Genomic DNA, 13,752 nt, shown 5'->3' on the forward strand with positions numbered 1-13,752 from the left:
ATCGGCAAAGTGGCTTTTTCTAACATATCTGACTATAATATGCAGTGATTATCAGCATGTCACACATAATTCCCCGGAAATGGTAATGAGGTGCTGTTGAAACCTCAGTCTCTCAAGCACCTCACTATATTTCTATTTCAGAACCTTCGCGTAGTAATCTGTGTCAAGAATCAGAGCTGAATATGTGAACTTCCTGTCTATAAGAGCAGAAATATTCTTTCTGTAATCCTCTTCTACCGTCACCCCGTCGTTTGGAGTGAAGACCTTCGTGGTTGAATTATACCTTCCCTTGTCTGATATGAAACTCCTGTTGGAAAATATGACAAGCGGAGGAGTATCCGAGAAGGCATCGATTCCCATGAGGAGCCTTGAGTCGTATTCATTACCCATAAGGTTGTTTATGGTCGGAATGATGTCCAGGCTGGATACCGGCCTGTCGATGGTCTCTGGTTTCATTCCCTTTGCATAGAGTATAAAGCTGCTTTCATAAAGTTCAAAGTTCTTCTCAACGGTATGGCCTGCTAGATTGTTCAGGTCCTTCTCTTCAAGTCCGTAAGGATAGTGGTCTGCACTTATCGCTATAAGAGTCTTGTCTGCTACTCCAGCCTCTTCAAGCCTCTCCAGCAGGTACTCCATTGCCCTGTCCAGCTCTATCTGAGTCGCCATGTAAGCTTTTCCGCTTGAATTATACGGAAGATTTTCAACCAGGCTCTTATTCTTTGCCGCAATGAAGTTACCGTCAAATGTATACATCATGTGTCCGCTTACAGTCATATAATATGTGTGGAACTTCTCATCGTTTATAAAGTCATCAACCGTCTTCTCCATCATCTCGATGTCAGACTCCGGCCAGGTCTTCCTTACATCGAGTCCATTACCGACACCTTTGTAATCATAGCCCATGTTAGGATGGGAAATGTTTCTCTTGTAGTAGGTGTAGGTATGGTTATGGTAAGCCCTGGTTGAATATCCGTACTGGGACATCATGTTCCCCATTCCGAAAGGCATGTATATGCTGCCTGATTTATAGTAGCTCCAGACACCGCTTTTTGGTATCAGACTTGTTGTAGCAACATATTCGCCATCTGAAGTGGAAACTCCCCAAATAGGATTATAGAAGTTCGTGAAGTTGAATCCTTCTGTCTGCATCTTGTAGAGAGTCGGGGTCACATCCTTGTCAACCGCATATTTCGAGAAGCCTTCTGCAGTTATGAGTATAAGATTGTAGCCTTCGAACATTCCAGTGTAGTCATTCTTTGCAGTAGGTTCCAGTGTGGAAAAATACTGATGCATCTTCTTGACTGTATCGCTTCCCGCACCAGCAATGAGTTCATCAAAGTTGATATCCATGACGTTGTACTCAACTGGCTTCACAGGCTCCTCAGTCGGTGTCGGAGTTGTCGGACCAGTCGGTCCCGGCTCATTTTCCTTGGCAGGAACCTCTACTATAGGAACATCGATAACAGGATCAAATCCGAAGATCGTCCTTTTCAGGTCAAGCCTCATTGTTGTAAAAAGCCCTAGATTATCAACAGATGCAATCGGATAATTGGTCTTGAAATATACATCATATGCAGAATTCTGCTCCTTGTCGCCTATATATATCCCGCCAAGGGCAAGCACATGAGGAATGAGGATAAGAACTGCAATCAAAGCCCTTTCCACTCCTGACATCCTGTATGAGCTGATTTTCGTCCTGAAAAAAACCGCATATGCAACAGCAGGCAGGAATATTGCAATCAGCCATGGAATATTCCTTACCACCTGATTGACTATATCATTCATGAACTCCATCACTGTGGCTCCATTCCCTGCGGAATATACCGTATAGAATGTCTTGAAAAATTTGAAGTATATCAGCTGGGAAGAAAATAATAACCCCAGTGCTATTAGTGCGAATGATGTTATGAAGTTTCTTGCCTTGTCCCTGAACAGAGTCGCTATAAGATATACTCCTGCACTGAGCGACAATGAAAAAAGAAGTGAGTACAAAAGTCCTATGGATATGAACTTCTCCGAAGTGTTGAACCTTAGTATCAGCTCCATGTAGAACACGGAAAACAGGATATAAACAAGCAGGTCAAGTCCTTCAAGTGTGCTTCCGTGGGACGCATGGGCTAATCTCTTTTTTCTTCTCATCAAATTACCTCTTTTATTTCTGATTTTTTCATACATACTGCCGTAACCTTTTATCTTGCTGCTGCAATCTCATTTAAAAGCATTATCCTGAAAAGCTGATGTGGATACGTCATCCTGGAAAAGCTTACCCTCTCATCAGAAAGCTTCAGCACCTCCTGCGATATTCCAAGGCTGCCCCCTATGACCAGATAGAGCAGTCCATGTTCTTCATCAGTTTCCCTTATCTTCTTCGACCAATAATTTGAATCCACTTTCTTCCCGCTGACATCAAGGACAATGACTCTGCCCTTTTCCTTAATTGTTGAAAGGATTCTCTGACCCTCAATATTTCTGACCCGATCCTCTTCTTTGGCACCTGCTCCATCAATTGTCTTCTCGTCCCTGATCTCAAATAGCCTGACCTTATGCCTTTTTGAGATTTCCGTCAGCAGACTCTCCTGTGCAGCAGAGAGGTATTTTTCCTTGAGCTTCCCGACTGCCAATAGCCTGATTTCCAATTACTAATCTATCCTTTCGAATGATGTCAGTATCTTCATATACTCGAGCCGATTTTCACTGATCATCTTCTCGCTGCTCCAAATGACCAGCTGAATAAAGTTCTCAGCATCCTCAATAATGACAAACATGTAAGTGATCCTTACCCCTTCTATCATCCCTGTTATGGTAAACTCGTATCCAACCATGCCGTTGACCGCTATTCTATCCATGCCATCAGTAATAGCATCCTGAAGTCCTTCTGCTGTAGCTTCCCCAGCGAGTTCCGAATACAGTCTGAGATTCATCTCGCTTGAAAATGCAGACTTGTGGTCGAGAAGCGAGATAAAATATGCGCTTTCATCGGTATTTGCCAGTGAAAGCCTCGACTCCTCATGCAGCCTCTGGTCTTCATTCCATTTTGTCGTGGCTTCAACAGTGAAACTTCCGGAGGCGTCCTTGAATGTCTTCTGCCTAACCTCCAGGAGGCTGACCGAATCTCCAAGTGCGCATGATGAAATGAACAGGGACAAGGCTGCTGCTATGAAAACAGCGCGTTTCTTCATAAAGGGGTCACCCTTTCAGCCAATGGCATTATCGCTGATCAGCACATTACTTTGCTTGAGGTTCTCCCTCCGCATCATATTCATATTAATATTATTGCCACATAAAATGGTTTCAATTCGGATAATTTAATGAAATTTTCAGTTTTTGGAGATATCTTCAATTATTTATTACTGAAATCAATATTTTAGTCCAATATTAAACCTGCCATCACGAAGGCTTCTCTTGTATCTTTTAGATATACTTCACTTAAGCATGAGACCCCGGCGTTGCCGGGGTCTCATGCTTAAAATATTATGATGCCTTTCCGCAGCACTTCTTATACTTTTTACCGCTTCCACATGGACATGGGTCATTCCTTCCAATCTTAACCTCATTCTTCACTGTTCTGGAATTCTTCCATGTCTTTTTGATCTCTTCCCTCTTTTCAGCGCTCAGGAGGTTTTCCCATGAGCCTATCGTGTAAAGGTACTCTGCCTTCGCATCAAGCATATTGAAATAGAGCTTTTCAAAATCAATATCAAGCTCGACTTCATCTTCTGCTCCAAGCTCCTCAAGGTTTAGCGGATTCCTTAGGGAATCATTGATTCCGTCTGTAAATCCCATTGCAAACTCTACTGTCGTGTCGACCTTCTCAGCGAGACCTTTCATTGTATATGTGAACTTCTCGCTGCCATTCGAAAGTATGTCCTCGTATATCCTCTTCTCGATGTCTGAGTAGACATCCCAGAATGCCTTTTCTCCTTTTGTCTGAACAAAATCCACTACCATGTCGTTCCAATCTTTGTATAAGCTCATTTAGTCAATCTCTCCTTGATCATTACTTCTATTTTGATTTCCAGCATCAGCAATATTATGGTCAGCCGGTAATTTTAGCACATATTCAGCAACATTCATACAATAATCGCATTTGGACGTTCCTGAAGTCTCCATTATCGGAAATGTTTCATATTCATTTACAAAATCATCAATCGCAATGTCTGAATGGTCCATGCAACAGAATATTTCCTGCATCTTACACCTCGCTGTAGCTCGAAGGCCTTATCCTGCTTGCAAGGGAGAGGTCAACATCTGCCCCCATTTTCAGGCCACCTTCGATCAGGATGTTCTCCACGGTCTTGTATGCCAACTCTGGAACATTGTTAGTACCTGACAAATGTCCCAGCACTATCTTCTTTTTTCCGTTCCTCAGCAGCTCCAGGGCAGCCAAACCCGAATCAACATTTGAAAGATGCCCCAGCTCACCAAGAATTCTGCGCTTCAAGGGATAAGGATAAGGTCCGAACTTTACCATCTCGATATCATGGTTACTTTCCAAAAGTATAAGGTCTGAGTCTTTTATTCCAAGCCGGATTTCTTCAGTGAAAACACCCATATCAGTTGCGACGCTGACCGATTTTTTCCCATCGCTTATCGTATACCCTACGCATGCCGCTGCATCGTGAGGCACTCTGAAGGTTGATACCTCAAGGTCTCCAATTGTGAATGGCCTGTCGAATACCATGATGTTCGATTCGCTGATTTTTCCTATGTTTGCCTGCATTGCCTGCCATGTCTTTGCGTTGGCATAGACAGGCAGATTGAACCTGCGCGATAATATCCCTATGGCTTTTGTATGGTCTATATGTTCATGAGTAACCAGAATGCCATTGAGTTCAGAAGGATTCTCCCCTATGTTCTCCAGTGCACTTATTATGCTCTTCCCGGTCAGACCTGCATCAATAAGGATCCTTGTCCTTTCGGAACCGGTGAATATGCTGTTTCCACTGCTTCCGCTATATAGGGAGCAAAATATCATTCTAACACTCCTAGCACTTCTCTCTGGTAATATCGGCTCCCAGTTTCCTGAATTTATCCTCGATATGAGGGTAGCCTCTGTCTATGTGTTCAATGTCCAGCACTTCGCTTTTCCCTTCTGCCATCAGTGCTGCTATTACCATAGCCGCACCAGCTCTGAGGTCAGTCGCCCTTACTACTGCGCCTGTCAGCTTCTCAACACCTTCGATGATAGCCGTCCTGCTTTCTACCATTATGCTGGCGCCCATCTTCTTGAGCTCATCAACATGCTTGAACCTTGATTCCCAGATGTTCTCGTTTATGATGCTCCTGCCCTTGGCAATGCACATGAGAGCGCTCATTGGCTGCTGGACATCAGTAGGAAATCCAGGGTACGGCATGGTCTTTATGTTTATAGCCTTGAGCTTTGACCTGTCTGATGTTACAACTACATAGTCATCATATTCCTTTATGGATACTCCCATCTCAATAAGCTTTGCTGATATGGATTCCAGATGCTTGGGAATAACATTCTTTACCTTAACTTCGCCACCGCAGGCGGCAGTTGCTATCATGTATGTTCCCGCCTCGATCTGGTCAGGTATGACACTGTACGAGCATCCCTTCAGTGACTTTACTCCATTTATCCTTATGACATCAGTACCGGCACCTTTGATGTCCGCACCCATTGTATTCATGAAATTTGCTACATCAACCACGTGGGGCTCTCGCGCGGCATTTTCAAGTATTGTCTGTCCTTCAGCAAGTGATGCCGCAAGCATTACATTGATCGTCGCACCTACTGAAACGACATCAAAATATATGTTTGCACCAATAAGCCTGTCAGCAACGGCATATATTGACCCATGCTCCATCTTGACTGCAGCTCCAAGTGCCTCAAAGCCCTTGATATGCTGGTCAATAGGTCTTACTCCTATAGCGCATCCACCTGGCAGTTCAACTCTCGCTTCCTTGAATCTGCCAAGCAGAGCTCCGATCAGGTAGTAGGATGCTCTCATTTTCCTTACATCTTCAGTATCTGCAATTTTTCTGATATCGCCTCTTGCATCTACAGTCACATTGCTTCCGCTTCTGTTGATCTTGCAGCCAAGTGATTCGATGATCCTTTCAAGACAATTAACATCGTCAATATCCGGTATGTTTTCAATTTCGCATACACCTTCAGATGCCATTATAGTTGCAGGAAGTATCGCTACAGCGGCATTCTTTGCACCACTGGTATCAATCTCCCCATAAAGGCTTTTGCCGCCTCTGACAACAAGTTTCTCCATTTTTTCACCCTCATATTCAATCATTGCTTATAAAGCCCGCATATCCATTGTTTGTCAGTGATCATCAATACAATCCGACCTGTGTACATGGTCAGCCCATTTTTTATAACCACTATATTATAGCATAAAGTAACGCTGTAAAAAATTCATTTTATACTTACAGTAATCACTGAATCCAAACATAGCCCAGGATACTGCAAGGTACCGAATGAATCCTCTTTACCTTCGATTTATGATATAATTATTCTACTGGAATTAAATCCAAACTTTGGCATCCAAAAAGCCACCAAATGGATTTTACATCAAAGATATGAAGAAATTATAATCACTACGACATTCTTGGAAGCGAGGTGAAGGGATCATGCACATGCTGTAATGGTCCCATTATATGAAGTACTATCTAGTTGCACTGCTTGACCGCAACTCCGGAAAAATCATTGAAAATGCAACCCGGAATCTGGTTAAGAAACTCCGCCCCCAAAAAAAGACCTCCTATTATGGAGTGATCATGGAGGTCATTGAAGATCCGGACCCGGCAAAGCTTGAGCAGATCCTGAAGGATATGATAAAGCCTATCCGATATTTCAGGATCGATGTCAAAGGCAATCTGGTTTTTGATGAGGACAACAAGACCATCGGTCTGGAGGTTGTCAATTTCGGCTACCTTAAGCGACTTTCAAGAAAGTTCAATACCATGCTTGGTCTCCACGGATTCAAGGTAAGGACTGAAGAATCCGTGGAAAATGCGGCTCAGCTGGTGCTGTTTTCTGGAGAACGGGCTAAGGAACTGGACAAAATCGAACCCGTGCTCAAAGCTGGAGACGACAAGTTATTCAGGGTGGATAGGTTCGAGCTATGGAAGAACCTGAACTTCAAGAAGGAATCAGTTTATACTGTTTTTGACCTTGTAGATCCGAATATAATATGAAGTCATTTGCTCGTTAAAAAGCTGGATGCTTGGAGGTAGTGACATGAACCTCAAGAAATTGCTATCCGAACCAGTCAGCATCAAGAGAGATGAATTGCCATCATTGGACATCCCCTCCAATATAAGGAAGAAATCTTACCTGCGGCTGCTTACATTGCTCGGTGCGTTATCGAGCGCAACGATAACAGCTTCGCCTCAATCGATTAGGAAAGGTCCTGTCAGGGAAGAGATAATTCGATATTTTGCCCTTTCCCTTGAATATGTTCTGTTCCTTGGTAAGGAAACAGACTCAGCCATGAGCTCCTGTGAACCGAGAGTTAGCGAAGTAGATATAACCACCCAGCTTATAAATCTGTTTATCAATGTAAACGAACTGTTCATGTCTCCTACAAGTGACAGCTATGAAAATCTCCTGGAAGACATGCTTATGTTGGCAGGGTCTCTTGGATTGACACAAGAGGAGATTGCCGGGGAGTTAGAAAAAATCCGCTGACCGGCATAATCAATTGTCCGGTCTGCTTTTTTATTATTCTATTATCAGAGGATGAGAAGAGAGCTGCCGGGATATGAGCAGACAGTTACCTGAAATCAGGTGTTCTCGCAGGAACAAATTTTTCTTCAAGGCAGTTCTGTTACAATTGTGACTATAAGAATATGGAAGAGGAACCAATGGAAAACAGAAACAGATTTCTTTATCATCTGATCAAATTGAACCTGACCATGTTTTTTAGGAAGAGGAGGACAATAATACCTGAACCGCTTGAAGAAAACTCTTTCAACTGGCTCGGGCATTCGACCGTGTCGATGAACATAGGCGGAATCAGGATAATCACAGATCCTGTATTTGAGAATGGCTTCGTTTTTTTCAGGAGGAAGTACATACTCGATTCCCGTAATCACAACTGTGCAGACCTCATACTGATATCCCATGAGCATATGGACCATTACAGCAAAAGGTCAATCAAAGGTATTGAAGGCAATCCCAGGATAATCGTACCCACTGGATACGGCAAAGCCTTGATTTCAAAGGGTTTCTTGAACGTAACAGAGCTGAGGCATGGTGAGACCTATACTGAGGGTAACATCATAGTCAGGGCAGTCGAGCTTTCCCATGACGGCAGAAGATATTACAAAGGAAGGCTAAAGCCCACCAATGGTTATGAAATAATGTACGATAAAGTAAGCATAATAGTAATGGGTGATACCGCATATACTGAAGTACTTTCTGGCAATGAATGTTCGATTGCATTTCTACCTGTTGGAAACTACCTTCCGGAATCCCTGAGCTATATGCATTCAAGCCCCGATGATGCCTACAGGATGTTCAAACGCATGAATGGAGGCCTGTTTTTCCCGATTCACTATCAGGCATTTCAATTTGCACTTGATGATGATGAGGATACATTGTTTAAACTTAAGTCGATGCGTTTATCCGACCCAAGAGTCGTTCCCGGAGAAATCGGCAGGACATATACGTTGCCAAGACCTTAATATATATGGGAAATAATCCCAATCAGGAGATATAAATGACTACTCTCATGCTCAAACAAGAAAACTATGCTTTCGTTCCATTAAGTGCCACTTTTGTCGACGAGTACATGCCTGCAGCCCGCGGCGAGTACGTTAAGGTCTATATAATGCTTGTCAGATACATGCAGACTGGTGAGATTGGAGTCACCACATCCTTTCTATCAGACACTCTTGGGCTTCTTGAGACTGATGTTCTAAAGGCGTTGGAGTACTGGCATCAGAAAGGTCTTATAAGCATGAAGACAATAGATGCCGCAGGAAACCTATCCATCCAGCTGAATAGCCAAATTGAAAGCAAGGGACCAGCAGTACCATCGGCAAAAACAGAGACCGCGCAGGAATATTCAGATGGAATGCTCATGGAAATCGAGTCTATGATGGGCAGGCCTCTAAGCACACGTGAGATGGATACCTTCCTGTCCTTTAAATCCGAATATTCATTCCCAGGAGAGGTAGTCATGCTGCTTGTCCAGCATTGTCTTAATAGGGGTGTGTCTGACTTGAGATATATGGAGAAGGTCGCAATCAACTGGCACTCTCTTGGTATCAACACCGTCGCGCTTGCACAAAGCAACATCAGGAAGCATGAAGACAAATGGTCGAACTACCGTAAGGTCCTCACATATCTCGGAATGAAAGAAGCTGAAATCATGAAGCCACAAGAAGACCTTCTGGACAAATGGTTCAACACATATTCATTCTCGACAGAGATGATATTAAAGGCATGTGATATCAGCTTCAACAATCTCGGTAAAGGTGAATTGAAATACATCGATGCGATATTACGATCATGGAACGAAGAGAACATAAAGACCCCTGAGGAAGTGGATTCAAGGAAGAAGCCACCTAAGGCAAAGGGCAAACCAGGCAGAAAGGATACTTCAGATTTCACTGAAAGAGAGTACGACTACAGCGAGCTCGAGAAGAAGCTACTGGGAAGGGAGTAGAATGATAAGAGGATACCATTTTCTGATAATGGAAGAGTATGAAAAAATCCGACAGGAAGAGAGCAATGCCCTGCTGGAACGAAAAAGATGGGCTGAACAGAATATGCCCCGTGTTGTCGACATAGAAAAGAAGATCGCCAGGCTCAGCCTGGAACTTGCTATGTTGAACTTCAAGCAAAAGGATAACCGTGAGGAAACCTTTGAAAGATTAAAATCTGAGATAATCGAGCTCAGAGGTGAAAAGATGGAGGCTCTCGTCGAGAGAGGACTAAGTCCGGATTACCTCAGTATTCAGCACAGATGCAGCAAATGCCTTGATACAGGGTATGTAGGTGCTTCAAAATGCAACTGCTATAAGCAGAAGCTCGTGAATCTATACTATAAGAACTCTGACTTCAATGATATGATAAAGAAATATTCCTTCAAGGATTTCAGACTCGACCTTTACTCCAATTCTTCAAGCGAGGATCCAAGCCCCAGAAAAAACATAGAATCCATACTCGAATCAGTCTATAACTATATACAGAACTTTGAAAAGACTGAAGAGAACCTTCTTTTCTATGGTAATCCTGGTGTCGGTAAAACTTTCCTTTCCACATGCATGGCAGGAGAACTTCTCAATAAGGGCTGGTTCGTTGTATACAGGACTTCAGACTCTCTTATTCAAAACCTTAAGGACATAAAGTTCAATGACAATGATGAACTCATGGATGTTCTTATGAACTGCGATTTGCTTATTATCGATGACCTTGGAACAGAGCTTACAACAGAATTCGCCAAGGTAGAACTGTTCAACTTCATCAACACCAAGCTACTGAGAAAGAAGAAAATGCTGATATCCACAAACCTTACAATCGACAATTTGAAGTCAAAGTACCAGGAGAGGATCTTCTCAAGGCTTATGGGCGACTTCACACTTTACAAGTTTTCCGGGGATGACCTGAGAATAAAGATAAATGCGGAAAAAAGAAGGGCTCTGGGCTAAATCCAGAGTCCTTCTCAATTTCGCTGTAAATACATATTATCCACAACCAAATAAATAGTATTAATATTGTAATTCGTTTACATTATATTTAACACGCTCTTACAATATGTAGTATATTTCAACCTAATACACACTATTTAGTATATCCAAATGCAATACTACCAGTCTTGTCAATGTTTTCAATAATCAGTCTGGGCTAATTTCACTTGGACTTATCCACATATTTTGTTAGTTAGTCACAGGTTATCCACACTTATCCACATATTTGTGGATTGTTGCAGAATTCCGGCACTCTTTATAGCTATTGATAGGGCTATGAAAAGATGCAAAAAAAATACCAAAGCTAAAACGCTTTGGTATTTTTGTGGAGCTGGTGAACGGAATCGAACCATCAACCTGCTGATTACAAGTCAGCTGCTCTACCATTGAGCCACACCAGCATATGGCGACCCAGAAGGGACTCGAACCCTCGACCTCCGGCGTGACAGGCCGGCACTCTAACCATCTGAGCCACTGGGCCGTATTAAGAAAAATGGTGGGAACAACAGGGATCGAACCTGTGACCCTCTGCTTGTAAGGCAGATGCTCTCCCAGCTGAGCTATGCTCCCATGCTTATCACAGTATTACTGTGAAAATTGAATTGGCGACCCAGAAGGGACTCGAACCCTCGACCTCCGGCGTGACAGGCCGGCACTCTAACCATCTGAGCCACTGGGCCATATTAAATAAAATGGTGGGAACAACAGGGATCGAACCTGTGACCCTCTGCTTGTAAGGCAGATGCTCTCCCAGCTGAGCTATGCTCCCAGAATGAAGAAAGTAAATGGTGACCCCTAGGGGAATCGAACCCCTGTTACCACCGTGAAAGGGTGGTGTCTTGACCGCTTGACCAAGGGGCCGCGTCATAAATTTGTTTACTTTTTTCACGCATGTTTAACAGGCCTTAACCTGACAAAGACTATAATACCCAATTTTAGGAATGCTGTCAACTGATTTTTTATAAAACCTAAGAAACTATTTGGTCTTATTTTAAAGCTTGCCAAGCTCAACAAGAGTGCAGCCTTCAACATATGCCATCCCATTGTTCCTGCAGTATTCTTCTATCTCGCTGCTTCTTGCCCCGGGCTGTGCAAGCACTTTATCAACTCCGTGGGCTCTGGCGTCTTTGACAATTTCAATGCCTCTCTCAGGATTTACACACAGGTTAAGGACATCAACCTTATCCTTTATCTCAGAGAAGTTCCTTGCAACATCCTCATGTATATCCAATGGATGAAGTCCATGAACATTATACCCATTCCTGAATAGAGCATTCATTATCCTGAATGCGTACTTATATGGTTCCATGACATTTCCAGCAACAACCCAGTTCTTAAACTCCATCAGATCCTCAGCTTCATACCACTTGTCATCCATTTACAGCACTTCCTTCCAAATCAGATAACCGATATGATTATATTATACATTTCCTGAATCGGATAATAGTGAACATTTTCTGACATTTTACTTCCACACCGGATGTCACATTTGTTTACTCCTTCACCCTGGTTTGCTATCATTAACTCATTACAGGGAAACCTGGACAGCGAGGTAAGTTATGAAAAAGCATAAGATCATTATTATAGGCGGCGGTGCATCCGGTGTTTTTCTTTCACTCCTTCTCAAGGACTATGGACATGATGTAGCAATTATTGAGTCAAAGGACAGAATCCTAAAGAAGCTGCTGACCACCGGCAATGGTAGATGTAACATATCAAATAACTCAAGCCTTGCAGGAAATCCTGTCATGTATTCATCTCATAATCCTAACTATAATTATTCACCCCTCAAAAAGTATGGCAGTTCTGATGCTGAAGCATATTTCTACACCCTGGGACTTCCACTTGTTACCCTTGAAGAGGGTAAGATGTACCCCCGGTCCCTTCAGGCATCCTCGGTTGTGGATATCATGCGAATGTCCCTTATGGAAAAAGGCGTTTCCGTTTACCTGGAGGAGAAAGTCAAGTCCGTGTACCACGAGTCAAATTTCACTGTAGAAACCGAGTCATCATCATTCGGATGTGAAATTCTTGTAATAGCCAGTGGTGGCGCCTCAATGCCCTCTACCGGGTCAGACGGCTCGATGTACAAAGTCATTCGCAATCTTGGTATAAACGTTTTAGCGCCGGTTCCGGTGCTTGTACAGCTAAAGCTGGACTATCCTAACATCAAAGCTCTCAGCGGCATCAAGTTCGATGGCTACGGAACCCTTTACGATGGATTGGAAAAAATCCAAACTGAGTTCGGAGAGTTCCTGTTCACTGATTACGGGATATCTGGCCCTCCTATTTTGCAGCTTTCCAGGTTCGCTGGACCACTTCTAGCAGATGGCAGAAAGCTTACAATAAGCCTTGACCTTCTACCTGAAATGGAACAATCGACGGTAAGAGACATGATTGCCGAAAGGCTCGCGCTATTCGGTTCACGAAGCGCACTTGACCTTCTGAAGGGAGTCATAAATTCAAAGATGATCTCAACACTCTTGAAGGAAAGCGGCGCAGACAAGCCCTCAAGCGCTTCCATGGCTATTGATTACTCCTGCTTCTCAAGATTGGCATCGATTATGAAGGACTGGAGATTTGCAATTACCGGAACCCAGGGCTTCAATATGGCACAGGGCACATATGGAGGAGTTGACACAAATGAGCTTACTGACTTTCTCGAATCAAGAAAGATCCCTAACCTATATTTCACCGGTGAGGTAATTGATGTCATAGGCGCCTGCGGTGGCTACAACCTGCAGTGGGCATGGTCATCAGCCCATTCCGTACTAGAGGATATTGAAATGAAAAACCTGACAAAAAAGTAAATCCATACGAAATAAGGAAGCCCAGCTGCAAGGCGAGTAACAGCATGGGCTTCCTTCAGTCTATATATGGATTTGGAGTTGCAATTACTATAGGGTCCGGGATCATCGTTCAAGTGACTCAATGTCCCAGTCCCTTAGTATTTTTTATTGGAGTGCCAGGACGTTGGCAGTAGTACCTGGCAACGGGGTCTGCAAATTAAACACCAATGATAGCACCATTGATTCTTGGTATGTCGTCATTCTTTCCAGCTATTAGCTCTGCTCCATT

Annotated in this window: 14 protein-coding genes and 6 tRNA genes; 6 read left to right on the plus strand and 14 right to left on the minus strand. The window is 43.3% G+C overall.

The genetic code is table 11. The features are described from left to right. Positions 1-132: 132 nt before the first annotated feature. The 7 genes from T472_RS06815 to murA form a co-directional block, all read right to left on the minus strand. Positions 133-2,139, minus strand: a complete 2,007-nt coding sequence (locus tag T472_RS06815) for an LTA synthase family protein (RefSeq protein ID WP_052011770.1) — start codon at positions 2,137-2,139, stop codon at positions 133-135. Positions 2,140-2,189: 50 nt separating this feature from the next. Then, positions 2,190-2,636, minus strand: coding sequence for a 23S rRNA (pseudouridine(1915)-N(3))-methyltransferase RlmH (locus T472_RS06820; protein WP_023388682.1), 447 nt, complete (start codon positions 2,634-2,636; stop codon positions 2,190-2,192). A 3-nt stretch (positions 2,637-2,639) separates the two neighbouring features. Then, a complete protein-coding gene (locus T472_RS06825) occupies positions 2,640-3,179 on the minus strand; it encodes a hypothetical protein (RefSeq protein ID WP_023388681.1) in 540 nt (179 codons plus the stop codon). A gap of 292 nt (positions 3,180-3,471) precedes the next feature. Further along, positions 3,472-3,975: an SEC-C metal-binding domain-containing protein gene (locus T472_RS06830; protein WP_023388680.1), complete on the minus strand. Its 504-nt coding sequence runs from the start codon at positions 3,973-3,975 to the stop codon at positions 3,472-3,474. Next, a complete protein-coding gene (locus tag T472_RS06835) occupies positions 3,976-4,170 on the minus strand; it encodes a CxxH/CxxC protein (protein ID WP_242864775.1) in 195 nt (64 codons plus the stop codon). Between the two features lie 22 nt (positions 4,171-4,192). Then, complete coding sequence (locus tag T472_RS06840; protein WP_023388678.1) at positions 4,193-4,975, minus strand: MBL fold metallo-hydrolase; 783 nt, start codon at positions 4,973-4,975, stop codon at positions 4,193-4,195. Between the two features lie 10 nt (positions 4,976-4,985). After that, positions 4,986-6,245, minus strand: coding sequence for a UDP-N-acetylglucosamine 1-carboxyvinyltransferase (gene murA, locus T472_RS06845; protein WP_023388677.1), 1,260 nt, complete (start codon positions 6,243-6,245; stop codon positions 4,986-4,988). A gap of 388 nt (positions 6,246-6,633) precedes the next feature. Between murA and T472_RS06850 the strand changes: the two genes are divergently transcribed. From T472_RS06850 to T472_RS06870, 5 genes are all read left to right on the plus strand, one after another. Further along, complete coding sequence (locus T472_RS06850; RefSeq protein ID WP_207643956.1) at positions 6,634-7,173, plus strand: hypothetical protein; 540 nt, start codon at positions 6,634-6,636, stop codon at positions 7,171-7,173. A gap of 43 nt (positions 7,174-7,216) precedes the next feature. Next, on the plus strand, positions 7,217-7,666 hold the full coding sequence (locus T472_RS06855; RefSeq protein ID WP_023388675.1) for a hypothetical protein: 450 nt from the start codon (positions 7,217-7,219) through the stop codon (positions 7,664-7,666). Positions 7,667-7,842: 176 nt separating this feature from the next. Further along, positions 7,843-8,664: an MBL fold metallo-hydrolase gene (locus tag T472_RS06860; RefSeq protein ID WP_023388674.1), complete on the plus strand. Its 822-nt coding sequence runs from the start codon at positions 7,843-7,845 to the stop codon at positions 8,662-8,664. 35 nt (positions 8,665-8,699) lie between these two features. Beyond that, positions 8,700-9,650 (plus strand): DnaD domain protein, encoded by a 951-nt coding sequence (locus T472_RS06865; protein WP_023388673.1) that lies wholly within the window; start codon positions 8,700-8,702, stop codon positions 9,648-9,650. A 1-nt stretch (position 9,651) separates the two neighbouring features. Continuing rightward, positions 9,652-10,635, plus strand: coding sequence for an ATP-binding protein (locus tag T472_RS06870; protein WP_023388672.1), 984 nt, complete (start codon positions 9,652-9,654; stop codon positions 10,633-10,635). A gap of 365 nt (positions 10,636-11,000) precedes the next feature. Here the strand turns inward: T472_RS06870 and T472_RS06875 are convergent. The 7 genes from T472_RS06875 to T472_RS06905 all read right to left on the minus strand — a co-directional run bounded on the left by T472_RS06875 (position 11,001) and on the right by T472_RS06905 (position 12,052). After that, positions 11,001-11,075: transfer RNA gene (locus T472_RS06875), tRNA-Thr, on the minus strand. A gap of 3 nt (positions 11,076-11,078) precedes the next feature. Next, positions 11,079-11,155 (minus strand) — tRNA-Asp (locus T472_RS06880). A 13-nt stretch (positions 11,156-11,168) separates the two neighbouring features. Continuing rightward, positions 11,169-11,244, minus strand: a tRNA-Val gene (locus T472_RS06885). Positions 11,245-11,277: 33 nt separating this feature from the next. Next, positions 11,278-11,354 (minus strand) — tRNA-Asp (locus tag T472_RS06890). A gap of 13 nt (positions 11,355-11,367) precedes the next feature. Then, positions 11,368-11,443 (minus strand) — tRNA-Val (locus T472_RS06895). A 17-nt stretch (positions 11,444-11,460) separates the two neighbouring features. After that, positions 11,461-11,535: transfer RNA gene (locus T472_RS06900), tRNA-Glu, on the minus strand. A 130-nt stretch (positions 11,536-11,665) separates the two neighbouring features. Then, positions 11,666-12,052: a CoA-binding protein gene (locus tag T472_RS06905; protein ID WP_023387788.1), complete on the minus strand. Its 387-nt coding sequence runs from the start codon at positions 12,050-12,052 to the stop codon at positions 11,666-11,668. A gap of 181 nt (positions 12,053-12,233) precedes the next feature. Here T472_RS06905 and T472_RS06910 point away from each other — a divergent pair, with 181 nt between their 5' ends. Next, positions 12,234-13,484 (plus strand): aminoacetone oxidase family FAD-binding enzyme, encoded by a 1,251-nt coding sequence (locus T472_RS06910; protein ID WP_023387789.1) that lies wholly within the window; start codon positions 12,234-12,236, stop codon positions 13,482-13,484. Positions 13,485-13,752 lie beyond the last annotated feature (268 nt).

The sequence above is a fragment of the Youngiibacter fragilis 232.1 genome, from assembly GCF_000495435.3.
Lineage (GTDB): Bacteria > Bacillota > Clostridia > Clostridiales > Clostridiaceae > Youngiibacter > Youngiibacter fragilis.